22 protein-coding genes and 1 rRNA gene are annotated in these 24652 nt (G+C 50.7%); 14 read left to right on the top strand and 9 right to left on the bottom strand.

Annotated features, from left to right (window positions below; all coding sequences use genetic code 11):
* The first annotated feature begins 221 nt into the window (after positions 1 to 221).
* Positions 222 to 2030: an ABC transporter substrate-binding protein gene (locus NZM05_02345; protein ID MCS7012460.1), complete on the top strand. Its 1809-nt coding sequence runs from the start codon at positions 222 to 224 to the stop codon at positions 2028 to 2030.
* A gap of 8 nt (positions 2031 to 2038) precedes the next feature.
* On the opposite strand, the gene NZM05_02340 is transcribed toward NZM05_02345, so the two are convergent.
* The 4 genes from NZM05_02340 to NZM05_02325 form a co-directional block, all read right to left on the bottom strand.
* Positions 2039 to 2566, bottom strand: a complete 528-nt coding sequence (locus NZM05_02340) for a hypothetical protein (protein MCS7012459.1) — start codon at positions 2564 to 2566, stop codon at positions 2039 to 2041.
* Positions 2553 to 3509, bottom strand: a complete 957-nt coding sequence (gene nadC / locus NZM05_02335; protein ID MCS7012458.1) for a carboxylating nicotinate-nucleotide diphosphorylase — start codon at positions 3507 to 3509, stop codon at positions 2553 to 2555. Before nadC ends, NZM05_02340 begins: the two co-directional genes overlap by 14 nt.
* On the bottom strand, positions 3472 to 4110 hold the full coding sequence (locus NZM05_02330) for an LON peptidase substrate-binding domain-containing protein (protein MCS7012457.1): 639 nt from the start codon (positions 4108 to 4110) through the stop codon (positions 3472 to 3474). Before NZM05_02330 ends, nadC begins: the two co-directional genes overlap by 38 nt.
* A gap of 222 nt (positions 4111 to 4332) precedes the next feature.
* Positions 4333 to 5103 (bottom strand): SDR family oxidoreductase, encoded by a 771-nt coding sequence (locus NZM05_02325; GenBank protein ID MCS7012456.1) that lies wholly within the window; start codon positions 5101 to 5103, stop codon positions 4333 to 4335.
* 62 nt (positions 5104 to 5165) lie between these two features.
* On the opposite strand from NZM05_02325, the gene NZM05_02320 reads away from it, so the two are divergent.
* The 11 genes from NZM05_02320 (at position 5166) to NZM05_02270 (ending at position 13923) form a co-directional block, all read left to right on the top strand.
* A complete protein-coding gene (locus tag NZM05_02320; protein ID MCS7012455.1) occupies positions 5166 to 6365 on the top strand; it encodes a DUF885 domain-containing protein in 1200 nt (399 codons plus the stop codon).
* A complete protein-coding gene (locus NZM05_02315) occupies positions 6328 to 7371 on the top strand; it encodes a WG repeat-containing protein (protein MCS7012454.1) in 1044 nt (347 codons plus the stop codon). Before NZM05_02320 ends, NZM05_02315 begins: the two co-directional genes overlap by 38 nt.
* A 158-nt stretch (positions 7372 to 7529) precedes the next feature.
* On the top strand, positions 7530 to 8990 hold the full coding sequence (locus tag NZM05_02310) for an aspartate aminotransferase family protein (protein MCS7012453.1): 1461 nt from the start codon (positions 7530 to 7532) through the stop codon (positions 8988 to 8990).
* Between the two features lie 166 nt (positions 8991 to 9156).
* Positions 9157 to 9795: a 7-carboxy-7-deazaguanine synthase QueE gene (locus NZM05_02305; protein MCS7012452.1), complete on the top strand. Its 639-nt coding sequence runs from the start codon at positions 9157 to 9159 to the stop codon at positions 9793 to 9795.
* A gap of 137 nt (positions 9796 to 9932) precedes the next feature.
* Positions 9933 to 10934, top strand: a complete 1002-nt coding sequence (locus NZM05_02300; protein ID MCS7012451.1) for a hypothetical protein — start codon at positions 9933 to 9935, stop codon at positions 10932 to 10934.
* The gene (locus tag NZM05_02295) at positions 10931 to 11518 is read left to right on the top strand and encodes a 4Fe-4S binding protein (protein ID MCS7012450.1); all 588 of its coding nucleotides are present in this window, start codon (positions 10931 to 10933) and stop codon (positions 11516 to 11518) included. The genes NZM05_02300 and NZM05_02295 overlap by 4 nt, the downstream gene beginning before the upstream one ends.
* Before the next feature lie 44 nt (positions 11519 to 11562).
* Positions 11563 to 12018 carry a hypothetical protein gene (locus tag NZM05_02290; GenBank protein ID MCS7012449.1) on the top strand — a complete coding sequence of 152 codons (456 nt, stop codon included), beginning with the start codon at positions 11563 to 11565 and terminating at the stop codon, positions 12016 to 12018.
* Between the two features lie 331 nt (positions 12019 to 12349).
* Positions 12350 to 12919 (top strand): site-specific DNA-methyltransferase, encoded by a 570-nt coding sequence (locus tag NZM05_02285; GenBank protein ID MCS7012448.1) that lies wholly within the window; start codon positions 12350 to 12352, stop codon positions 12917 to 12919.
* Positions 12903 to 13241 carry a hypothetical protein gene (locus tag NZM05_02280; GenBank protein MCS7012447.1) on the top strand — a complete coding sequence of 113 codons (339 nt, stop codon included), beginning with the start codon at positions 12903 to 12905 and terminating at the stop codon, positions 13239 to 13241. The genes NZM05_02285 and NZM05_02280 overlap by 17 nt, the downstream gene beginning before the upstream one ends.
* Entirely contained in the window at positions 13238 to 13600 is a 363-nt protein-coding gene (locus tag NZM05_02275; protein MCS7012446.1) for a hypothetical protein, read from the top strand. The genes NZM05_02280 and NZM05_02275 overlap by 4 nt, the downstream gene beginning before the upstream one ends.
* Complete coding sequence (locus NZM05_02270) at positions 13573 to 13923, top strand: BsaWI family type II restriction enzyme (GenBank protein MCS7012445.1); 351 nt, start codon at positions 13573 to 13575, stop codon at positions 13921 to 13923. The genes NZM05_02275 and NZM05_02270 overlap by 28 nt, the downstream gene beginning before the upstream one ends.
* Positions 13924 to 14004: 81 nt before the next feature.
* Here NZM05_02270 and NZM05_02265 read toward each other — a convergent pair whose 3' ends face one another.
* Genes NZM05_02265 through NZM05_02245 form a run of 5 tightly spaced genes read right to left on the bottom strand, consistent with a single transcriptional unit; the run spans position 14005 to position 20248 of the window.
* A complete protein-coding gene (locus tag NZM05_02265) occupies positions 14005 to 14514 on the bottom strand; it encodes a hypothetical protein (protein ID MCS7012444.1) in 510 nt (169 codons plus the stop codon).
* Positions 14515 to 14574: 60 nt separating this feature from the next.
* The gene (locus NZM05_02260; GenBank protein ID MCS7012443.1) at positions 14575 to 15984 is read right to left on the bottom strand and encodes a DASS family sodium-coupled anion symporter; all 1410 of its coding nucleotides are present in this window, start codon (positions 15982 to 15984) and stop codon (positions 14575 to 14577) included.
* A 54-nt stretch (positions 15985 to 16038) separates the two neighbouring features.
* Positions 16039 to 16701, bottom strand: a complete 663-nt coding sequence (locus tag NZM05_02255; protein ID MCS7012442.1) for a hypothetical protein — start codon at positions 16699 to 16701, stop codon at positions 16039 to 16041.
* A 2-nt stretch (positions 16702 to 16703) separates the two neighbouring features.
* On the bottom strand, positions 16704 to 18002 hold the full coding sequence (gene murA / locus NZM05_02250; GenBank protein MCS7012441.1) for a UDP-N-acetylglucosamine 1-carboxyvinyltransferase: 1299 nt from the start codon (positions 18000 to 18002) through the stop codon (positions 16704 to 16706).
* 17 nt (positions 18003 to 18019) lie between these two features.
* Entirely contained in the window at positions 18020 to 20248 is a 2229-nt protein-coding gene (locus NZM05_02245) for a polyribonucleotide nucleotidyltransferase (protein MCS7012440.1), read from the bottom strand.
* A gap of 278 nt (positions 20249 to 20526) precedes the next feature.
* Here NZM05_02245 and NZM05_02240 point away from each other — a divergent pair, with 278 nt between their 5' ends.
* Both NZM05_02240 and NZM05_02235 read left to right on the top strand, forming a co-directional pair.
* On the top strand, positions 20527 to 23328 hold the full coding sequence (locus NZM05_02240) for a penicillin acylase family protein (GenBank protein ID MCS7012439.1): 2802 nt from the start codon (positions 20527 to 20529) through the stop codon (positions 23326 to 23328).
* A 396-nt stretch (positions 23329 to 23724) separates the two neighbouring features.
* A 16S ribosomal RNA gene (locus NZM05_02235) occupies positions 23725 to 24652 on the top strand; the annotation flags it as partial.

The raw sequence follows: 24652 nt of genomic DNA, 5'->3' as shown, positions 1-24652 counted from the left end.
CGTCGCGTCGGTGACTTTGTTTCTCGTAGCCCTATGCCCTTCATTTTGGCGAATTGCTTAGGCAGCATAACTTTGCAGCCTACTTAGCCAATCTGAAAATAATGCGCCCTGCGCATGGCATTATGCAAAAAGCCAAGTTACCGATTCTTTCGTCCTTATTTTTTTTCTGTTTGGTATGCGTTTTGCCCCATTTGTTGGAGGCGCAACCACGAAAACGAAAAGTGATCGTAGATCCTACGCCCACATCTTCTCCAGCAGCCAGCAAGCCGATTAGCGCTGCTAAAGCGACTAAGCAAAAGCCTCAGGAGCTTATCAAAACCCCCAGTCAACTGCTAAATGCAGCGATTGCACAGTATCGCAGCGAGAATTATGCGATAGCAGAAAGTCTACTGGTGCGCTATGTTGCGCTCTCGGCTGAAGAGCCGCTTTCGGGACGTGAGCTATCGCAGCTTATGTTAGCCAAGACGCGTTTCAAGCTCGGGCAACGCGCAGAGGCAAAAGCCCTCTTAGAGGCGCGCGTGAACTTTACCAGTGAACCCACCCGCCTTGAAGCAGATTTCGACGCAGCAGTTATTGATTTTTATGAAGGAGCTTATTTCAGTGCTGCGAAAGGTTTCTTGCGCCTTGCAGGTTCAAATTGGTCGCCATCGGTGGAAAGTGCGCTTCGGCGCAAAGCCGCTATGCATCTCTCGCTGCTGGCAACAGCGTTTCTCAGTCCATCTGAAATCACTTTGCTGCTTCAGGCAGCAGAATCGCCATACTTGCGAGCCTTACTCTTAGATGCCCTAACCTGTCGCACACTCGCTAATGCATCGCCATCAGATAGCCTTGTTCGCCTTTATGCTGACTTTGAAGCCCGATTTGCTTCCTTGCTTTCACCAGCCTATCGCACCCTAATAGAGACACAGCGTCAGCAACTCACTTTGCGTCGTACAGCTGGCGCGCGTCGCCTGAAAGTTGCTGTGCTTCTGCCTCTTACACTTGATGTTTTCGACGGCACTGACCTTCCCAGCTTTGGTGAAGCCATGCTCTTTGGCGCTTTGCAAGCCGTTTCTGCCTACCACCAGCTTGCCACGACTGCATATCTGGACTTGTTGATTGAGCCTTGCAATACTGATGATTCGCTATCGTTGCGTGCGATGCTGGAGAATTTGATTGATCGGCGCGGTGCGCAGGTTATGTTAGGTCCTGCTTACAGTGCTCAAGCCGTGAAGGTCTCGCAAATCTGTGCAGCCAAAGGGATTCCGATGCTCACGCCCACTGCCACTGACGAAAATATCACGCGTGGGATTCCGACCAGCTTTCAGCTTAACCCCACTTATGCTGTGCGCGGCAAAGTTATTGCAGAATACCTGATGCAGACTTTAGGCGCTAAGACATTCGGCGTGCTTGCACAAGATAGCACCTACGGCAAGCAGATGGCAGAAGGTTTTCGCGAAGCCGTTCAAGCTGCAGGTGGAGAACTTAAGTTCTACGGTATTTTGCCTTCTTCAATGAAGGGCATTGCGCAAGCCCTTGCCCCACTTAAGCTAAAAGCAGACCCCAAGAAAGGATTTCCTGAGACCTACATTGACGCGGTCTATGTGCCCCTTTCCAATTTTGAAGCAATTGCGATTGCCGTCGAGCAGCTCAAGTTCTACAACATCAAGACGCGCATTATTGGCTCGGGCGATTGGCATGACCCTGTTCTGCTTAGCCAGTATCGCCAAATTGGCGACAGTGTCATCTACGCTATTGACAGCCATGTTTCACCCGACCGCCCAGAAACGCAGCGCGTCGCCAATGTCTTTAAGGATAGATGGGGCACTGCACCAACCCTGCCTTTCTGGTTTGGCTACGATGCGATGGATTTCCTGATTGCCGCCACTGTGGAAAAAGGCATTGTGGAAACCTCGCTATTAGCCAATGCAATTCGTAACGCGCCGCTCTATCACGGTCATCGTAACGATATCTTCTTCGGTGGTGGCAATGTTAATCTCAGGATGAACATTATGAAGTTTCAAAATGGCACCCTCACTCAGTTGCAGTAGGGCTGGCATTAGCGTGGGAAAGGTAGCGGTCTCCAGAAATCCACATCGATGTTGACGCTGTCGGTAAGTTGATTGGGGCGCACAATCAGTGGCTTGCCACGCGGGTTCTCTGGGCTGCCGCCATAGACGCCTACGGGTCGCCAGTCGTTTGGGTTAAGCACAAACCCCCGAAAGTGTTGCGCCACAGCCACATACTCATAGACTCCTGCTGCGATAGTGCGTTCATAACGCAGTGCTGGCACATAGAACGGGCGCAGAAACATCGTATCCGCCAAAATGTTCAGGTCAAGGAAAGTCTCTGGACTTGGTGCAGTGCGATAGACCACCAGCAAAAGTTCTCGCAAGCTATCAGGGCGTAAGCTATCTGGCACTGGTGGTGGAAAGTTCTTGAAGGTAATGACGCCACGAAAAGTGCCTCGGCCTGTGCTTTCTGCTTCTCGATACGCTGGCGTGAGTCCTTGGTCGCACGCTGTCAGAAGCACCAGTATGCCCACGATGCACTGAATCCAGACCCTCGACCTATCAAGTTGCGACATTGGACAGCGGCACGATTTTCATTGAAATATCCATTGCACTCACACTATGTGTCAGCTCACCCGCCGAGATAAAATCTACACCCGTTTCCGCAATTGCACAGAGCGTCTTTTGTGACACGCCGCCAGAGGCTTCTAAAAGTGTCGTAGGGCTTTTTGCGCGTGCAAACGCTACAGCTTTTTTCAAATCTTCAATTGAGAAATTGTCAAGCAGAACTATATCTGGCGCAAACCGCAAGGCCTCTTGCAGCTCTGCGTGAGAGCGCACCTCTATTTCTATTTTGACATCTAAGCGTTTTTGCTTGCGGTATTCTTTTGCGCGTCGCAGCGCTTCTGCCACGCCTCCTGCCGCATCAATATGGTTATCCTTGATGAGCATCATATCATAGAGTCCGAAGCGGTGATTGTGTCCGCCCCCAATTCGGACGGCCTCTTTGTCAAAGTAGCGCAAGCCTGGGGCAGTCTTTCGTGTGTCAAGGAGCTTGGCGGGAGTGTGAGCAATGAGCGCCACCCACTCAGCTGTCTTAGTTGCAATGCCTGACATTCGTTGCATAAAGTTGAGCACAGTGCGCTCACAAAGCAACAGCGTCTCTGTGCTGCCTGTGATTTCTGCAATTACATCGCCTGCCTGCACATGCTCCCCATCTTGCTTTCGCACCACCACGTTCATTTTGTTCTTGGACATTGAAAAAATCTTTTCCATCACCCGCACGCCTGCAATCACTCCAGCAGATTTTGCGCAAATGATGGCACGACTGCGGTGCGACTTTGGCACGATTGCTTCAGTTGTGATATCGCCCTCGTAGAGGTCTTCGAGCATTGCTAGCTCAATGGCTTCCGTTTCGCAGTGGGTGCGAAATTCAGCAAAGGCGTCGGCAGGCAACGGACGGCTCATCGTGCACAGCGGATTAAAAATCCAGCGAGCGGAGATTCTTGAAGTGCCCATTTGAGCGCACCCGCCGTTTGATTTCTTCTGTGCGCTCAATGTCTGGAATAATTTTTTCAAAGTGCTCAATCAGCATTTCCAGACGGCGATTTTCATTCGTCATTTCCAAAATGCGCTGCTTTTGCAACACATCAAATCCTGCGGAATGCGCTACTCGAAACGAGACGCGCTCATTAAAATCGTACTCCTCGACGGTTGTCTCGCCTTGCAGAAGCTCAATAAACTTCAGGTGCAAGGTAATGACACGCTGACGCAGCGCCGTGTCGACTGGCTCGCCGTCGTCATCAAAAAATTCTACCGCCGCGCGCATATACGGCTTGTCTTTGTAGGTCTCCAGCATTCGATAGCGCATTACGCCAACTGTAATGATGTCCAAGCGACCGTCTGGATACTCTCGGACAATCTCTTCTAACTCAACTGCGCAACCTATTTGGTAGAGCTTATTGTTATAAGCTAACGAGACACCAAATGGCTTGTTTTCACTGCGGCAGTAAGCAATCATTGCTTTGTATCGTTCCTCAAAGATGTGAAGCGGCAAGGTCTCTTCAGGGCAGACTACCACAGGTAGCGGGAAAATCGGTATGATGCTTTTCTCAGCCATAGTTTGTTCTCGTCAGTCGTTGCGAAAGAACTACAAAGTTAGCCAAGCCTGCTTGCAATATCAAGCATTTACGGCCGCTGCCAGCAGCTGAAAAGGGCAGACTACCTGCTTATTCACTGAGGTTCGATTGAGTTTCACTTGAAAGCTCACATCTGCGAGACCTGACGAACACTGTGAGAAGGGATTACCTCTCAATCAATTGCAGGGACTTCCAAGCAAATGTTACATTTCGCCAACAAACGCTCCAGCCAATTTCGTATTCAGCCAGCGTGGCGTGAAGCGCTCTGCAAATACAAGCAAGTTGTTCAGCCAACCTGTCACGACCACTGTTTTGCCCTGCTCAAAGGCTTTGATAGCTGTACGCACCACTGCTTCTGGCGATTGAATTGGTAGCTTAAAGCCCGTTTGCTTGTAACCAGCACGCTCGAAAAAGTGTGTTGCTGTGCCGCCCGGACAGAGTGCCATCACACGTACTCCCGTGCCAGAGAGTTCTTCCGCCAGCGCTTCGGAAAAGGAAAGCACAAAGGCTTTCGTGGCTGCATAGACACACATATTTGGCGTGCCTTGAAATGCCGCTACTGATGCTACATTGATGATGCCCCCTGATCTGCGATGCAGCATCGCAGGCAAGAAAAGGTGGGTAAGTTTGACCAGCGACATCATATTGAGCTGCATCATAGATTCAATTTCACTAAGGCGCTGATGCACAAAATCGTTGCTCAGTCCCACACCTGCATTGTTGATGAGCAGGGCAATCTCAAGGCGCTGCGTTTGGCAGTAGTCAAAAAGATGCTGTGGTGCGTCGGGGAGTGATAAATCTTGTGAGAAAATTTTTACTTCAACTTGAAAGGTGCGGCAAAGTTCATTGGCTAAGGCAGCCAGTTTATCAGCAGAGCGTGCAACCAGCACAAGCGGACGCCCCTTAGCTGCATACTGCCGAGCAAAGGCTTCACCAATTCCGGTTGAAGCCCCTGTGATAAGCACAAAGGACATTGTGAATCCTGTTTTTTCAAAATAGACGGTGCAGGCGTATCTTGCAAACCTTCTGCAAGGCTATGAGCACACAGTCTTCTGCATCATACTCAGAACTGGTGGAAAATTATCTTCGCCTTGCGATTCGTTTCGATAAGCACCTCTGCGGGTTTGTTGACGCGGCATTTGGCAGGGCTGCCTACTGGCGCAAGGCACTTGAAGCAGAGCCTGCTCTTCCACTTTCTGAGCTGCACCAGCAGGCAACCATGCTCCTTTCGGCTCTTTCTGGGGAGCAGAGCGAGCGCGCGCAGTATCTCTGGCAGCAGACACAAGCCATCAAAACAATGATTGAAAAAAAGCAGGGCATCACCTTTCCCTTTCGAGAAGAAGCACGTCTCTGCTTGGGTATCACACACATCGCTTGGCAAGAGGAATCGGAAATAAGCAAGCATCTTGAACGCCTTAGCCAGCTCCTGCCTGCCAGTGGCTCGCTCTCAGAACGTTTCGTAAAGTGGCGTCAGCGCTTTGAGCTAAAAGGCGAAGCCATTGAGCGCTTTATTCGCGTTGCGCTCGACGAAGCCAAAGCTCGTGCTCATCAGCTTTTTCCCTTGCCTGAAAACACCATTGAGGTGCGATTGGTGCATAATAAGCCTTGGGCGGGATACCACTGGTATCAAGGCGGCTTTCATTCCATCTATGAACTCAACATTGATGTGCCCACTACCATCTGGAATCTGTTACACACCACCACGCATGAGGCTTTCTGCGGACACCACACTGAAGCAATTGTCAAGGAAGCCGAGCTGGTTAATGCCTGTGGCTACGATGAGTTTTCAATTAGCCTGCTTGGCACGCCTGCTAGCCTGCTTTCAGAAGGCTTGGCGGAAGCTGCTGAGTTGCTCATCATCGGCGGTCTGAGCGACACGATTGAGTGGCTGCGCGCGCATAAAGACCTGCACCACTGCACACTGACTGACGAGGACGCCGAAATTCTCGCTGTCTTAGAAGGTCTGGGACGGAAAGCCACCGTTAATGCAGCGCTTCTTATGCACGAGCAGCACTACAGCGACGATGCGGTATTTCTTTACCTGCGCCGCTTTTCGCCCAGCGAAGATGAATTATTGCATCGCATCATTGCGCGCCTGCGCGACCCAGATTACCGAACCTATATGCTGACTTACCCAATCGGAAAAGAGCTTGTCTTACAACGCTTGCAACAATCGTCCAATCCCACGCAAACATTCTATGAAATGCTCAAAGCCGTCTATTGTCCACTTTCATAAGTCCATCACACGCCTCTTAGCGCAAAGCTGGATTTGGCTGCTCACCTTCTGCCTTGTGGCGTGCCACACTAAGCCGAAGCCCAACGGCAGACTTTTACCTGTGAAAATCAACGACAAGGTGGGGTTCATTGACCAGACAGGGCAAAAGATTGTAGAACCCATCTACAGCGATGCACAAGAGCCGTCAGAAGGTATGGCACTGGTGATGGAAGAGCCTGAGAAATTTGGCTTTGTTGATGCCACAACCGGTGATGAGCGCATCCGTCCACGCTTTCTTTCAGCATGGAGCTTTTCAGGTGGATTGGCACAGGTACGCATTGGGAAAAACATTGGCTATGTCGACAAAACAGGCGATGTGGTGATTGCCCCGCGCTTCGAAGATGGACTTAGCTTTTCTGAAGGATTAGCCGCCGTGCAAGAAAATGGCAAGTGGGGCTACATTACGCCTTTGGGACTGTATGCCATCAAACCACAGTATGAAATGGCTTGGTCCTTCTCAGAAGGCTTGGCTTGGGTCAAACTGGGCGGCAAATGCGGTTACATTGACAAAACAGGCACAATGGTCATTAGCCCACGCTTTGATTTAGCACGTTCATTTTCCGATAGCCTTGCTGCGGTCTGCATAGAAGAGAAGTGGGGTTTCATCGGTCCTGATGGTCAGTGGCGCATTCCACCTACCTTTGACCAATGCGGGGCTTTCAGCGAAGGGCTTGCCCCTGTAGCCTTCAAGGACAAGGCAGGAAAACTCAGGTGGGGCTACGCCAACAAACTGGGTAGACTCACCATTGACACCACCTACGAAGGTGCACGCGAGTTTTCCGAAGGCTTTGCTGCTGTGCGCAAAAACGGCAAATGGGGACTTATTGACAAAGGCGGCAACGAAATGCTCTCATTCGAGTATGACTTCATCGGTCCATTCAAAGATGGAATTGCCAAAGTGCAGACGGGTCGTCGCATTGGGTACATCAACCGCTCTGGCAAATTTATCTGGGAGCCAACTTCCTAAAGCCACGCCACTGAGCATCGCTGAAGCGAAGTCCCGCTCAGACTTTTTGCCTAACCCCGATTAGGTGGCAGTAAGTTGCTTCGTTTGCAAACTTGCTTTATTGCAGCAAAACTCTTTTCTTGTTCTATCTCACAGAACCCAAATCTGGAGGCATCAGTATGTCGGCACAAGTTCTCTCTCCTGTGCATATTTCGCCTGAGATGGTGCATGAACGGCTCGCACAAAGCATGCTGGTTGACGGATTAGAGATGGTCTTGGATTTGGAGCGTAGCAAAGGCAGTTACCTTTACGATGCTCGCACACATCGCGCTATGTTGGATTTTTTCACCTTCGTCTCCTCTGCACCTGTGGGGGCTAATCATCCAAAGATATGGAGCGATCAGGCTTTTTTGAACAAACTACTTTATGCGGCGGTGGTCAACCCCTCCAACTCCGATGTCTACTCGGTTGAGATGGCAGAGTTTGTGGAGACCTTCCGGCAACTGGCTATGCCCAAAGGTATGAAGTATGTCTTTTGGATTGCTGGTGGGGCTTTGGCTGTAGAGAATGCACTTAAAGCTGCCTTTGATTGGAAGGTGCGAAAAAATTTTCGCAAGGGCTATCGCACGGAACGCGGTCACCACGTCATTTACTTTCGTGAAGCCTTTCACGGGCGGAGTGGCTACACGCTTTCTTTGACCAACACTGACCCCGTCAAAACCGACCTTTTCCCAAAGTTTGCTTGGACACGCATTCAGAATCCCAAAATTACTTTTCCGCTCACAGATGAACGCCGTGAAGCACTCGAACGCATTGAGCGCGCAGCCATAGAAGACATCAAGCGTGCTTTCCACGAACACAAAGACGATGTGGCAGCTATCATCATTGAGCCAATTCAAGGTGAAGGCGGCGACAATCACTTCCGCCGCGAATTTTTCCAAGCCCTGCGTGTGCTTACTTTGGAAAATGACGCGATGCTCATCTTCGACGAAGTGCAGACAGGCATTGGACTCACTGGCACAATGTGGGCGGCTGAGCAAGTGCTGGCTAATCCCGTGGCTGAGCCATGCATGCTGCCCGACGGAGTAACCTGCACCTTTCGTAACGACGGCGGTTGCACGATGCACGAAGATTTATGCCTGCCTGATATGATTGCTTTCGGCAAGAAAACCCAAGTGTGCGGCTTTATGGCCAGTGCCCGCATTGATGAGGTGGAAGATAACGTTTTCCATGTGCCAAGCCGCATCAATTCAACGTGGGGTGGCAACTTGGTCGATATGCTACGCTGCAAAAAGTATCTTGAGATCATTGAAGAGGAACGCTTGCTCGAGAACGCACGCCAAGTGGGCGCCGCCTTGCTAAGAGAAATACAAGGGCTGTCGGAAGAATTCGGAGGCGTTGTAACCAATCCGCGCGGGCGTGGGCTAATGTGCGCATTTGACTTGCGCACCAAATCAGAGCGCGACCGCTTCATTCGTCAAGCCCACAAAAACGGGTTGCTCATTCTGGGCTGCGGCGAGCGTTCCGTCCGATTCCGTCCGCCTTTGAATCTTTCGCTTAGTGAGATGCACGAAGGTATGTCGCTCATTCGAAAAACGCTCAACGATGTGCTGAGCGCCGAGTCAGCCTCGCAACAGTGAGACCTCATTTGTGCTTCAAGTGAGCGGTGCTTACACACCCCTTGTCGCATTCTCTGCGTGCATAGTTGGAATCGCTAAGCCAGTCCAGTGTGTTTTGTGTATGGTATAGCATAGAACCGTTACGTGCTCGCTTAGCGTTAGCATAGGCAGCTAAGATATTGAGGCAATGCTGAAGGTTAATGAAATCTTTTTCTCCATTCAAGGTGAGTCAAGCCGAATGGGCTTGCCGTGCGTCTTTGTGCGCCTTACGGAATGCGACTTGCGCTGCACGTATTGCGACACGGAGTATGCCTTTTATGAAGGCGAGGAACGCTCACTGGAAAGCATCATTGAGACCGTGCAATCCTACGGCTGCAATCTTGTGGAAATTACGGGCGGCGAGCCACTGCTTCAAGATGAGGTCTATCCACTGATGAGCCGCCTTTGCGACTTAGGCTACGATGTGATGCTGGAGACTGGTGGGCACATTTTAGTCGACAAGGTTGACCCACGTGTCAAGAAAATCATCGATATGAAAACCCCTTCATCGGGGATGCTGAAAAGAAACGACTATCGCAACTTGGAGATTGCCTCACCCAGTGATGAAATCAAATTCGTCATTGGCTCTCGACTTGATTATGACTGGTCGAAAAAGGTGATGGAAGAATATCGCTTGGCTGAGCGGCTGACGGTGCTGATGTCAGTGGTCTTTGGCGAGCTTTCGCCACAAACGCTCGCAGAGTGGATTTTAGCTGATCGCCTTCGCGTGCGCTTTCAACTGCAGATGCACAAATACATCTGGAGCCCCGAGACGCGCGGCGTATGAGCGAGTGCTTGCAATTGTGCACTGAAGCGCTTACTTTTAGCCAAGCAAGGCAAAAGGGTACTGAGGAAAAGAAGAGTTTATTAGACACTTTAAGCATATTTCGCAGGAACATTACACTGAAGTATCACATTTGGAGTATGAGCAGTGCAAATTTGTCCTTCCCTTCTCGCGCCGTTGCGCGCAAGTTTTACCAGAGCCTTACCGTCTCCCTTGCGATACATAAGCCTGTTACGCTTACGCTATTCGTTTCAGCCGCTGTGCGCTTCATAGAGTTCATCATTTGCGTGTGTTTCTTTGCGCACACGGCTTCACCCTACTTTGTTACTCCTATCCCAACCCCGCTAAATGGAGAAGAAAGTTTCTTATATGCCCATTCTATCATTCGGCAATATGGCTTCTTTGCAGGGCAACTTGCAGTGCTGGCGATTTTTATTGCCTCTCATCCTGCACGCTACCGACCCTTTATTTCCCTGTTAGCGCTGTCGCATCTGCTGGTTGCAGGACTTGGCGTCTATGTCTACCTTACACAGCATCTTCTCCTTGCGCAGTTGCTTCCATCTTTGTGCTTGAATGTGCTAATCGCTGGGGCGCTGTGGCGCTGGCAACCAGAGCCGCAACCGCTACCTAACAATCTTGATGAGATGGCCTTGTGCACAATTTTTGGGTTTTCTCTGCCCGCGCAATGGCAGCAAGGTAGCTTGCGACTGCTTTGCCTCATCGCTGGTGGGCTTTGGGTGCTCTGGGGATTAGGCTCTACTGTCTTTTGGGAAATCGGGACGGCCCAAATTAGCAGCGACCGCACAATGGCACAAAACCTGCTTGCCGCCATGCAAGCCAATAGCGTGGTGCGAAACCAGCAAGGCATGATGCTGCTTAGCATTGGCTTGATAACGGCTTGGGCTGCACGGCACCCTTTCGCATACCAGAAAATCATTGATTTCGTGATGGTTCAGCAAGTTATCAATGCGCTGAGCGCAGTTGTGGAGCTTTGGTTCGGTGCAATTATCTGGTCTCAATTTTTGACGGTCTTTTCAGCGCAAGTGCTCACCTTGACGCTCTTCTGGATACTGTATCCGTTGCGCACCATTGAAAAGACGAAAAGCGAGTTGGCGTCACTGAGTCAGGGTCAAGTAGTATGAGAAGTGTGGCGTCGGAAGAAGAAGCCAGAGCATTGCGACGGCAGCGGCGTCTGGTGCAGGTTATCTTTGTTGCCATCAATTTGATTCTGGTTGATAGCCGTTTGCCGAGCGTGGTGTGGGCAGTGGTTGGTGGAGCATTCTGGCTGGCGGTGGTCGTTATCACAATTACGAATGGACCGATTGTCTGCAGTTGGGTGTGCTGGCTAGGCGCTGCACAGGATTGGGCAGAACCACTAGCAAAGCGCCGATGGAAACCAAATCCCAGCTTTTGGCGACCGTTTGTATTGCTGGTCGCTATTTTTTGGGCGCCTGTTTCATGGCTCATTCGTCCTGAGGTAATGTATTCACTTACAGCCCCTTTCGGTTTCGATTACACGGCTTTGGAAGCGCACATCTTGCAGGCAGTGTTTTTCATCGTTGTGGGGTTGTCAGTAGCTGTTTTGGGTAAGCGTGGAGCGTGCATTGCATTTTGTCCGTTGCTGCTGGTCGCACGCCTGATGCGCCTAAAAAACTGGCTACCGCAGTTGCGATTCTCCTACTGGCTTCGCAAACCGATTATCATCAACGGAACGCCTGCGCCCTAAAAGTTTTTCCTGTTCTTTCTTTCACTAACATTTAACCTGATAAAATGGAGGTAAGTAATATGAATCGTGAAACCAAAATCAAACTGCTTTCTGGCTTGATGTGGGTGTTAGCAGCGTGGGAGCTGCTGAATGCCTTAGGCTCTACCATTTTCCTGAACTGGGGAGCGGCACTTTATGGCTGGCAAAACTATGCTGAGAATGCACAGTCAGCCATCGTGTTCCACCAGTATGGAATGGTGCTTTATGTTCTGGCGGTTGCTTACGCCATCATTGCGACCGATGTGGTCAAGTATGAGAAATTGCTTTGGATGGTGGTCGTAGAGCAGGTCGCTGGCGCAATTACCTCGACCGTTGAGGTGCTGAATGCACAGCAAATTATCAGCTGGTCAAATTTTGCGCTGGTGCATGTGCCGCAGGTTATTATTGTTGCACTGCTATGGTTCCTGCGACCTTCTGGGGCATCGAACCAGTCAGGTCAGCCTGCCCCAGCGACCAACTAAGCCCACTAAATTCACGTTTCCTGCAAAAGCCCGATAATTATCGGGCTTTTCTATTTTGGCGCATCGCAGCGTCGCGTGAAACCCCCTTTGGCAAATGCAAGGCACCAAACAGCACTTTAACCTCAACCCTCTTCTTGCGAGGAATGTAGGTTCTGTATTTTTACCACACGCCGCAGTGTTGAGGTTCGGTGCAGGACAGGCTTTGTGGGGAGTTAAGATTTCCCACTGGGAATGAAGAATGAGTAGCTAACGGGGCAGGTCTATCGCTCGCCTCGATACCAACCCGCACAATACAGAGTTCATTTTGAGACACTTTAATTCGCAAACTTGAATGAGCACTGCGACATCTCTCTTCAGCGCACACGAAATCTGCGATTGGGTTCAGTCTCAACCGATTGACCCCACGTGGTCATTTGCTGGTTATGCGCCGTCGCAAACGGGCAAATGGACGCATGACTATCACCGCTACCCCGCGAAATTCATTCCGCAACTCGTGGAAAAACTTTTGGACGAATACATCTCTCAACCCACTGCCCACATTAACGACCCTTTTATGGGAAGCGGCACGACAATTGCCACCGCTATCTCTCGTGGCTTTATGGCAAGCGGCACGGACATCAACAAAATCGCTTATCTCATCAGCAAAGTCAAAGCGCGTCCGATTGAACCCTCGCTCTTGGAAAAGAAAATTCGGAGACTCTTATCACGGCTTGATGGCATCAGCAGCGACGGGCTTTTTTATGAGCTAAACCCGCTTCCGCCTCTTGTTCCTGAAAAGCATCGTGAGCGCCTTGCGTATTGGTTTCCCGAAACAAACATTCTTGCGCTCGGCAAAATCAAATCCCTTGCTCAAAAGCGAGATTGCAAAAGGCATTGTGGAGAGAATGGCGGCGGTCGATAAGAAAATCGCCAAAGAAATCGAGGCGTTCTTTGTCGATATGCAAGAGGTCATCGCCGAGAGTTACCGCATCTTAAAGTTCGGCGGCAGGTGCGCCTATGTGATTGGCAACACGAAGTTGCGGGGCGTGGAGATTCAAAACGCCGAAGTCTTCGCCGAGCAAATGCAACTTGTGGGCTTCAAGTTAGAACGCGTGATTGTGCGCGAGATTCCCTCCAAAATCTTGCCGCAAAAACGCGATGAAAAAACAGGTCGATTTGCTTCCAACGACATCGCTGATACGGAAGCCTACCCGATTGAATACATCATCATTGGCGCAAAATGACCTTCGAGGATTTGAAAGAGCTTTACTTGAAGAAGAAAGCCGAACTTGGCAATGATGCCTACCAACACATTTCCGCAATTTTGAAGGAAGCCAAGAAGCGACACAAGACAGATTGGGAGAAAAAACCGACTTCGGGCGGCGACCACGAACAAAGTTGGCGCGCTTTCAAAGGCAAAAATATGGAGAAACTCATTCTTTACATCATTCAGGACAGCGTGGAAGCAATAGGCTTAAACATCGTGAGCGGCAACAGTCTTGAACGCGCTAAAACAATTAGCGACGAACTTGCCCAGATTAAAAGGAAGTTATGCATTGACTACGGCGAACAGGAATGCACTTGCCCGATGTCGATATGGTGATTTATGAACCAAAATCTCTCAAAATTTTGTGCGTGATTTCGTGCAAGGTTACGCTCCGAGAGCGCACTGCGCAAACAGGTTACTGGAAACTCAAATTTTTGCAAGAGGCGTCTCAGAAACACATTGCCGTGTTTTTCGCCACGCCCGATGAAGACCAAACGTTGAAATCCAAGTCCAAAGGCTTAGTTAAGAAAGGGCGCGCCATCGTGGAATGCGACACCGATGGTTGTTACGTGCTTTCCGAAAACGAGTTCGAGGAAAGCGCCAAAGTCAAACCCTTCTCGAAATTCTTCGAGGATTTGCAGCAGCTTGTCAAGTCGTAGCGATCTGAATGAGATGCGAGAAATCTTGCATTATCGCAGCGAAAAACCACAGCGCATCAGGCGTTTCATTCAGTGTGTTCTTCATGGTGACCAGCCAAGTGACAAGCCGCCCCATGGCAGCACGCCCAACTCACCCGTTGAACGATTTGTCGCAATGAGTGGCGTAAATCCCAGTCGCAAGAGAAATCCGCCATCAGGCTGCTGGAAACGGTATCCTAAATGCAGCGGAAAGTAGACGCGTGGATCTGGCGGTGATGCGCTTCCTCCGCCACCAAGGAGGTTGAATTCCAATGCCATCAACCCGAGACCCCCTCCAACTTCAAGGTGATGAGCACCGCCTGGATTTGTCAACATAAAGCCTTGAATAAAAAACCAATAGTTCTTACTATCAATATATCCCCCAACTCGAGCGCCATATCCGTTACTCCAATATCCATCAGCGTTGAGAGAAAAGAATAGCCCACTACCAAACAGTTCTACATAAGCGCTATACCTTCCACCGCTAGACTGAGGCGAATTCTGTGCATAACTTTCTGTCCATCTTACGATTACGCTCGCCCCTGTAAGCATAAGCGAAATTATTAGCCACATATGTGTTGGCTTCTATGCGAAAGATTAACCCTGCGCTCGGATGCTGCATTTGCCTCTTTCTTATGAAACCAGCATCACCCACAGTGTAATTAGCACTGGCGCACACAGCGCAAAAAATCCACCCAGTCGGCGAAAGTCTTGTTGCTCCAAGTATCCCGTTGCGAAAGCAATTGCATTTGGTGGTGTAGAGACAGGAAAGAGCAGTGCCGTTGAGGCAGAAAGCCCAATCACAATCCCTGCCTGCATTGCATACTCAGGGGTAATTAGCGCACCAATTGGAATGAGCACGGTTGCTGCTGCCGTATTGCTCATCACATTCGAGACCAGCGTTGTAATGTAGCCCAAAAGCAAAATCACCAAGTAGGGACTGACACTTTCCAGACGCAGCAAGTTTGCGGCATACTGCGCCAGCCCTGACTTCTCGATAGCCAGTCCGAGCGACAAACCGCCTGAGACCAGCATCAGGCAATCCCATGAAAGTGCTCTGAGGTCTTTTGCGCGAATAATACCGCTTACGGTCAGTGTTACGATAGGAATTGCGCCAATTGCGGCAACATGAATGCCGTGCAGCGTCGTGGTCATCCAAAGTAGCAGCGTCAGCACCAGTGTGCCTGCCATCACGATTTTGGGCAGGCGTGCCATTTCAGGGTGCTCGTGGTGGCAAGGCTCAATAGCTGGAATATGCATGACCTTGCCCACCAGCGAGCGAGAGAGTATCCACCACGACGCAGCTAACAGTGCAACCGCTACAGGCAAGCCATAAAGCATCCACTGCACGAAATTAATAGAGATACCCACATTTGCCAGTGCGCCGACTGTGATTGCATTAGGGGGCGTACCGATAATTGTGCCCATTCCCCCTACTGCTGCCGCCGCAGGAATGCCCAAGAGCACATCTTTTGCCAGCGGGTCGCTTTTACTTGACTCCTTTAGCAGCGGCAAGATTGCTGCAATCATCATTGCCGTCGTTGCAGTATTCGACATTATCATTGATATCACTGCGGTCACACTCATCAACCCTGCTAATAGACGCGGCGCACTGCCACCAAATGACCTTAGCGCAAAGTTAAACAGCGTTCTATCCAACCCTGTTCGCTGCAAGCCTTCGGAGATGAAAAAGCCGCTTAGCATTAGCCAAATCACTGGGCTTGACCATGTATTCACAAACTGCATCACATCAATTTGCTCGCCTTCGGCACGAAGGCTCCCAATTGCAAACACTAAAAACGCCATAATGAGAATGCCGACGGCAAAAGGTGGGATTGCCTCCGTTATCCATAGTGCAACAGCGGTAACAAGAATGAAGAGCGTGTAGAGCGCTGGCTTTGGCAGCTCTCCCTCTGGCACAAGGGCAACCGCCAACAGTCCAAGCGTCACCGAGAGCAGAAACAGCGTTACATTTCTGCCAAAAGGCCAGAGCCGACGCACATCAAGATAGTGCGCTGTTTCAGTGCGGGAATCGTCATGCATACTACTTTACTACCAAATGTTCAAACTCTAATGAAAAAGAACACTGCTGTGGCTTTACTTCTGCACCGCCACGCCTTCTTTACCGCGTTCCACATAGAAGTTTAGTACGGGGTCAATGTCCCGGACGGTGAGCTGCGTGCGAATAGGTTTGTCGGTGAGTTCTACAGTCTGGAAGAGAATCCCACTTTGACGCTCTGCATCGTAGCCACTCATCAGCACGTATTTGCCGGGCATAAGGGGCGCACCTAAGGTTTTCGTATCAAATCGGAACTTGCCCTGCTGGTCCGTTTTAATACCCTTGATTTTTGGCAGGCGCAAAATCAAGGTTTTTAGCACATCACCTTTGTATTTGTTAGCCGTGAGATAAAAAAGATTTAGCGTGTCGTTATAAGCCTTAAAGGCTTTTTCAAGCGCTTCGGTATTTTTGCCTGCATTTGCAATCGCTTTGCGCAGGCTATCAATTGTAAACTGAATGCGTTGCTCTGCGCTGTCAATGATTTTCAGTTCCTCTTTGAAGCCTGCACGCCACTGCTCTAAGCCCCGCGCTACAGCCGTGTCCGCCATTAAAAAGACAGGGTGGTCAATTAGTACCTTGTCAGGGGCGTTAGCGTAGCTCATTACAATCTCACCCTCAATAAACAGCTCTTGCTTGGCACAACTAGTAAGAGTGGCAAGTAACAGTGCGGAAAAAAGTGCTGCGAAAGGTATGCGGTTCATAGTTACTCCTCGTCAGGTGGTTTTGGTGCAGCGAACTCATCGTATTGTTCGCGCCGAATGCGTGCGCCTAATTTACGAAGTTTTTGCTCGATTTTCTCGTAGCCCCTATCGAGGTGATAGACGCGCAGGACTTCCGTTGTGCCTTCTGCAGCCAATCCTGCTAAGATTAGGCTGGCCGAAGCACGCAAGTCCGTTGACATCACTTTTGCACCCCGCAACCGCTTCACGCCACGCACCACTGCAGTGTTTTTCTTCAGTTCAATGTCTGCGCCCAAGCGATTGAGTTCAGGAATATGCTTGAAGCGCTCAAAGTAGATGTGGTCGGTGATGCGGCTTGTGCCTTCGGCTTGCGTCATCAGTGCTGACCACTGCGCTTGCATATCCGTTGGAAACTTTGGAAAGGGGCGCGCCTCCACATTTGTAGGCTCTAAGACTTTGGGTGCCGTGAGCGTAATGCAATCATCGCTCACTTTCACTTCACAGCCTGCCGCTTGAAATTTCTTTAGCACGGCCTTCATATCCTTTGCATCAACGTGAGTGAGCGTAATTTGTCCGTGCGTAATTGCTGCAGCGGCCAAGAGCGTGCCGGCTTCAATGCGGTCACAGATGTTTTGCTCTCGTGTGGCATACAGCTCATCGACGCCTTCAATTTCCAGCGTGGGTGTGCCAATGCCTTCAATCCTTGCCCCCATTTTAACCAGAAACTTTGCTAGCGCAGTAATCTCGGGTTCAATCGCTGCATTGGTGATTTTGGTCTCTCCTTTTGCCAAGACTGCAGCCATCAAGGCATTGCCCGTCGCCCCTACGGAGACCAGTGGGAAATCAATTTTCGCTCCGACTAATCGCTTGCGCTTGGCTTTGGCGACGATATAGCCCTCATCAAGCTCAATTGAGGCGCCAAGGAGTTGCATCACCTTAATGTGCAAATCCACTGGACGTGGCCCAAATGCACACCCACCCGGCAGTGACACGCGTGCCCTGCCAAAACGCCCTAAAAGTGGCCCCAAGACATAGATGGAAGCACGCATCTTTTTTACCAGCTCGTAAGGCGCTTCAAAATGGGAGACATTTGCGGCTGAAATGGTCAGCGTGTGGTCTTCAAAGTCCACGCGCGCCCCAGTGATGCGAAGCACATCGGCAAGCGTATGCACATCGCGTAGGTCTGGCACGCGCTGCAAAATTGTTTTGCCTGAGGCAGGCAGCAGCGCTGCAGCCATCAGCGCCAGTGCAGCATTCTTGGAGCCAGAGACTTCCACGCTACCGCGTAGTGGCTTGCCACCCTGAATGACCAGTTTATCCATCTGCGTTTAGCGCACCGTTACTTGCCGTTGCGGTAAGGCGGTCTTTTCTGCGGACGATTTTCACGGGGTGGATGTGTTTCTGTGTTTTCGGGTGGCGGCATCAGCGCTTTCATCGAGAGGCTATACTTCGTCTTGCCCGTCTTCGGATCTTGTTGAATGCGAATCAGTTTGACGGAGACTTTCTCACCAGCCTTCAGGGCTTCGCTGGCTTTTCTGATGCGCTTGTGAGAAATCTCGGAGATGTGTAGTAGCCCCGTGATTTTAGGCAAAAATTCCACAATTGCACCCAGCTCGTCACGCACCTCTTTGACTTCGCCGCTATAAACTGACCCTTCTTCTGGCTCAGCGGTTAGCCCTTTGATGATCGCAATTGCGCGCTCTGCTGATTCCTTATCCGTTGCCGCAATTGTAATCGTTCCATCGTCTGCGATGTCAATTTCAGTATTGGTTTGCGAGGTAATGCTACGAATGGTCTCGCCGCCCTTGCCAATCACCGTGCCAATTGCCTCGACAGGAATTTGAATAGTAGTAAGGCGCGGTGCATACTTAGATAGCTCGGGACGCGGCGCAGCAATCGCTTCCGACATTATTTTCAAAATCTGTAGGCGCCCCACTTTGGCTTGCTCGAGCGCTTTGGCTAAAATGTCGTAATCCAGCCCATCAATTTTGATGTCCATTTGGCACGCTGTGATGCCTTCGGTCGTGCCCGCCACTTTGAAGTCCATATCCCCCAAGTGGTCTTCGTTGCCCAAAATGTCGGAGAGAATTGCATATTGGTCACCCTCTTTGATAAGACCCATTGCAATGCCTGCTACTGGGCGCTTCATTGGCACACCGCCATCCATAATCGCCAGTGTGCCACCGCACACTGATGCCATAGACGATGAACCATTGGATTCCAAGATGTCAGAGACCACGCGCATCGTGTAGGGAAAAACGCTTTCATCAGGAATCATATTCTTCAAGGCACGCTCCGCAAGGTTACCGTGTCCAATCTCGCGTCGCCCCACACCTGTGATGCGCCCAATTTCACCAACGGAGAATGGCGGAAAGTTGTAGTGCAGCATAAAGCGCTTCTCAGGGTCTTCGGTGAGTGTGTCAATCAGCTGCACATCTTTCTTCGTGCCAAGTGTCAGAAAGACCAGCGCTTGGGTTTCGCCACGTGTGAAAAGTGCAGAGCCGTGTGAGCGTGGAATTAGCCCCAGTTCGATACTAATTGGTCGAATGTCCGTCAAACCTCGCCCATCGAGACGCTTTCCTTCAGTCAAAATCGTGCGGCGCATTGCATCGCGCTCAAGGTCATGAATCACTTGCTTGATGAGCTTTTCATTGAGGTAAATCGCTTTCTCGGGTGCAGCGGCTAACACTTCCTCAGTAAGTTCTGCTCTGTATTTCTCCAGCACGGTCTTAATAGTCTCATCGTAAATCTGCTCGGTTTTTTCGGCACGTGCTTCTTTGGAGAGCGCCTCATGTGCCAGTGCGTAGAGCTTGTCGTAACACACTGACCGCACAAATTCTCTCATATCGTCTGGTGGCAGAATCGGCTTAAATTCACGCTTGGGTTTGCCAACCTCTCGCACCAGCTCCTCCTGCACAGCGCAAATTTTCTTGATGGCTTCATGCCCGAACTTGATTGCCTCGAGCATATCTTGTTCGGAAATTTCTTTCATCTCACCCTCGAGCATGCAAATCGTGTCTTTCGTGCCACCAATGCAGATGTCCATATCGCTATGCTCGAGCTCTTCGGTGCTGGGGTTGATAATAAAGTTACCGTTAATTCTGCCTACACGCACCTCTGCCATAGGTGTGTAGAAGGGAATATCAGAAATCATTAAGGCGACAGAAGCTGCCACACCGCCCAATACATCACCGTCATTAATTTTATCAGAGGAAATCACGGTTACAATCACTTGCGTCTCGCTAGTGTAGCCATCTGGAAACAGTGGACGCAAGGCACGGTCAATAAGGCGTGCGGAGAGAATTTCTTTCTCGGTCGGCCTTCCCTCGCGCTTTACAAAGCCGCCCGGAAACTTCCCCGCTGCTGAGTATTTCTCACGAAACTCTACTTGCAGCGGCACAAAGTCTTGTCCAGGCACAGGGTCATCCTTTTTTGCGACCGCAGTCGCCAGCACCATCGTCTCTTCCAATCCTACCACGGCGGCACCATCGGCTTGCTTGGCCAGTTTGCCTGTTTCAATACGCAGGATTTTACCTTGCCCTAAATCCACTTCTTTTTTGATTACCATTGTTGTTCCGTGTCTGTTATATTGTGTAGAAAGTTGATGCTTTGTGATGCTTGCGTATAAGCCTGCCTTAGAGGATAAGTTGCGAATATAGGGAAATTTTTAGGATTGCATAGCGGCAAGGCGCCACTGCACCGCTCAGTAGAGATTGCTACCTTGAGAGCAGCTTTCATCTCGCTTTCAATCCTAGTCTTCAAAGGAATGAGTGATACCAAACAGTCGTTCCAATTCTCTCTGTGCTACTCGAGTGACGGAATTCTTAAACACGACCGCTCCGTTCTATGACGCTCGTTCGCATGCTCCTCTGGGTTGTTCTTTCTGGCGCACTTGCCTATGTGCTTTATCGTCCCATTGGCACGATACCTGCAGTTGGCTCTTTCTTTAATCCTTTTGGTGGATTTTGGACCAATCATCGTGGGCTGGATTCACTGCCGACGCGCCTTGAACTGCCCCAGCTTATTGCCCCCGTTGAAGTTCTCTGGGATAGTCGGCATGTGCCACACATCTTCGCCCACAATTTGCACGATCTCTACTTTGCGCAAGGCTATCTGACGGCTCGTCATCGGCTTTGGCAGATGGATTTCCAAGCCAGAGCCGCATTAGGACGCATAGCCGAAGTCGTCGGTGAGCGCGCGCTGGAGTTTGACCGCTTTCGTCGTCGCATCGGTATGCCTGAGCTTGCGCGGCGCGCTGCCCAAAACATCAATCTGCATCCTGAAACCCGTCTGGCGGTTACGGCTTACGTCGAGGGCGTAAATGCCTGGATTGCCTCACTGACCGAACAAACTTTACCCGTTGAATTCAAACTGCTTGGCTATCGTCCAGAAGAGTGGTCAGTTGAAAAAACCGCAGCCCTTTTTGCTAGTTTTTCATTTGACCTTACATTCCGCAACAACGACGCAGCATTTAGCAAAGCAATTGCGGTTCTGCCTGAACAAACTTGGAAAGCGCTCTATCCAATCGTGCCTCCCTACGCACAGCCTATTGCCCCCAGCGCACAAATGAACGCCGATACGCTTTTGCCATCTCGCATTGCTGAGCCTGACACGGCTCGCATTCTTAGCGACACCGTCAGTACCCATTCAAGTTGCCACTGTCAACCACTCTTCTCACCAGACCTCTTCTTCGGTAGCAACAACTGGGCTGTCTCTGGTCAGCATACCGCAACAGGGAGACCTATTCTTTGCAGCGACCCGCATCTTAGCCTGAACTTGCCTGCTATCTGGTATGAAGTTCAACTCGTTTGCGACAGTGCTGGATTAAATGTCTATGGTGTTTCGGCGCCATCGGTACCTGGTGTGATTATCGGCTTCAACCCTCACATTGCTTGGGGACTGACCAATGCTGAGTCTGATGTGTTAGACTGGTATGATGTGCAGCTCGATGAAGCGCATGCCACATATCGCTACGGCAACAGCGTCTTGCCACTGGAACGCGTCGTAGAGGAAATCAAGGTGCGTGGTAAGCCGAGCGTGATAGATACCATCTACTACACACGCTTTGGTCCTATTCCTTACCGAAATCACGAAACGCCTTTCGACGAACGTGTGCCCAAAGGCAAAGCCATGCACTGGCTTGCTTTTGAACCGAATAATGAGCTTCTGACATTTCTTAGGCTCAATCGTGCTCGGACATATACCGACTACTTGGAGGCGCTATCACACTACAATGTGCCAGCGCAAAACTTCGTCTTTGCGAGCAAATCTGGCGACATTGCTATCTGGCACAACGGAAATTTCCCGCTTCGCAAGCCCTATCAGGGCGCCGCAATTTTAGACGCAACAGACTCGCTCACACACCTTAGCGAGCGTGTGCCGCGTGAGGCTTTGCCGCATCTGCACAATCCTACATGCGGTTTTGTCAGCTCTGCTAATCAGCAACCCAGCGACACAGGCTACCGATATTACTTGGGCTGGAATTATGCACCGTTTGAGCGCAGCATGCGCATCAACGAGTGTTTGTCGGAATGGATTGCCAAAGGTCAGATTACGCCTGAGCAGATGATGGCGCTACAAACCGACGCAGTTAATCTCTATGCCCGCCTAATTTTGCCGCCACTTCTCAGTGCTTTGCAAGCTGCGCCACTCTCAAGCGTGGAGCAGCAGTGTCTTGATGAACTTCGTCGCTGGAATTTTGAGCATCGCCCGGACCTTATTGCCCCTACAATTTTTGAGGCTTGGGCTACGGAACTCTCCTCTGCGATTTGGAGCGATGACTTACCTGAGGGTTCACCTCGACCGCTTAGAAATCTCACTGCTTGGCAGATTGCTGGCAATCCTCCGCTTTCATTCTTGGATAACACGCGCACGCCTCAGAAGGAAACTTTGCAAGATATTGCGCTCACCTCGTTTCGTGCAGCCGTAGATTCACTCATCAAGCGCTACGGTGAATTCGGGGCTTTATGGAAGTGGCAAGCTACGCGCCAGACCACTATCCAGCATCTTGCACGAATTGAGGCCTTCTCACGCACGCTGGCTACTCCTGGCAACTACAACACTGTGAATGCGACTTCACAGCGCTCCGGCCCTTCATGGCGAATGGTGGTGCAACTGGGCGACACCGTCCAAGCGTGGGGCATTTATCCGGGCGGACAGTCAGGGAATCCGGGTTCATCACTTTATGATAATGCAGTGATAGACTGGGCAGACGGGCGCTACTACTCTCTATACTTCTTACGCACTGCCTCATTCGCTCAAGGCATTGTAGCCAGAACGGCACTATTTCCGGGTCATTCCAGCAGCTGGCTTAGTCGAGTTTTGCAGTGGTTTTCCGCACAGTGGATAATCTGGTGGGGAGTTGCTTTACTTGCCACATTGCTCTTTATTGAGCGTGTCAAAAATGGCTTTATCGCTGGTGCTTTGCTAATTGGTGTGATTTGGGCAGCTGCTGCCGTCTACTTCACCTCTCACGCCAGTGACCTTATTGCGGCGAAAGTAGCAACCCTGCTAAGGCTTGGCAGTTCACTGTGGCTGTCGGTGCTGACTGGTTTGATAGGTGCTCTGGTGGGCGCGGTCGGTGGCGCCACAGGCAGTGCGATGCGTGCGCTGTGGTTAAACACAAAGCCACCTGCTGCACCCAATTGAGTAGCGGTCTTTAGATACAGGAGATTAGAGAGTCTCTCAAAAATCAGCAAGATCGATTTGGAAAATATCGCTCCATGTGCTAATTTTCTGACCCTTTCTTGCGATAGGGCTTTCGGTACGGGCGAGGGGGAGCAGAGGATTTGCAAGAAAAAGTCGCAAGGCTCTTGACAAACCCAAAAAAGTGCCGTATATTTGTAGCCCTTTCGCACAAAAAGCGGAAGAAAAGATTTAAGCAGTTCTTTGAAAAGTTGTTGCAAGAAGCCAAAAGTCAATTGCTTTGAGGAGAGTTTGGCTGGGGCACTCCAGTCAAGCAACCTAAAAGCGGTTCATTGCGATAGTTTCCTCAGCAGGAGACTTTCGCAATGTGTGTAGGAGCTCAGAAGTTCAAACTCTTTTACAACGGAGAGTTTGATCCTGGCTCAGGACGAACGCTGGCGGCGTGCCTAACACATGCAAGCCAGAGGAAAGCAGCAATGTGAGTACTCGGCGCAAGGGTGCGTAATGTATAGGTTATCTACCCCTCGGTCTGGGATAACCCATCGAAAGATGGGATAAAACCAGATGATGAGGCAACTCCAAAGGTAACGCCGAGGGATGAGCCTATATCCCATCAGGTAGTTGGTAGGGTAACGGCCTACCAAGCCGACGACGGGTAGCTGGTCTGAGAGGATGATCAGCCACACTGGAACTGAGACACGGTCCAGACATCTACGGATGGCAGCAGTGAGGAATATTGCTCAATGGGTGAAAGCCTGAAGCAGCAACGCCGCGTGGGCGATGAAGGTCTTCGGATTGTAAAGCCCTTTTGCAGGGGACGAACAACTCGCTCAGCGAGCCTGACGGTACCCTGCGAATAAGCCACGGCTAACTCTGTGCCAGCAGCCGCGGTGATACAGAGGTGGCAAGCGTTGTCCGGATTTACTGGGTGTAAAGGGTGCGTAGGCGGATTTGTAAGTCGAGGGTTAAAGCCCTTCGCTCAACGAAGGAATTGCTCTCGATACTGCAAGTCTAGAGTGCCGGAGGGGAGACTGGAATTCCCGGTGTAGCGGTGGAATGTGTAGAGATCGGGAAGAACACCAGTGGCGAAGGCAGGTCTCTGGTCGGTAACTGACGCTGAGGCACGAAAGCGTGGGGAGCAAACAGGATTAGATACCCTGGTAGTCCACGCCCTAAACGATGGATGCTAGATGTTGGCCTTCGGGTCAGTGTCGCAGCTAACGCAGTAAGCATCCCACCTGGGGAGTACGACCGCAAGGTTGAAACTCAAAGGAATTGACGGGGGCCCGCACAAGCGGTGGAGTATGTGGATTAATTCGATGCAACG

The sequence above is a fragment of the Chloroherpetonaceae bacterium genome (assembly GCA_025056565.1).
In the GTDB taxonomy this organism is placed as follows: domain Bacteria; phylum Bacteroidota; class Chlorobiia; order Chlorobiales; family Thermochlorobacteraceae; genus Thermochlorobacter.
Note: the sequence above shows the minus strand (reverse complement) of the source record. Positions and strands in the feature narration are given on the sequence as shown.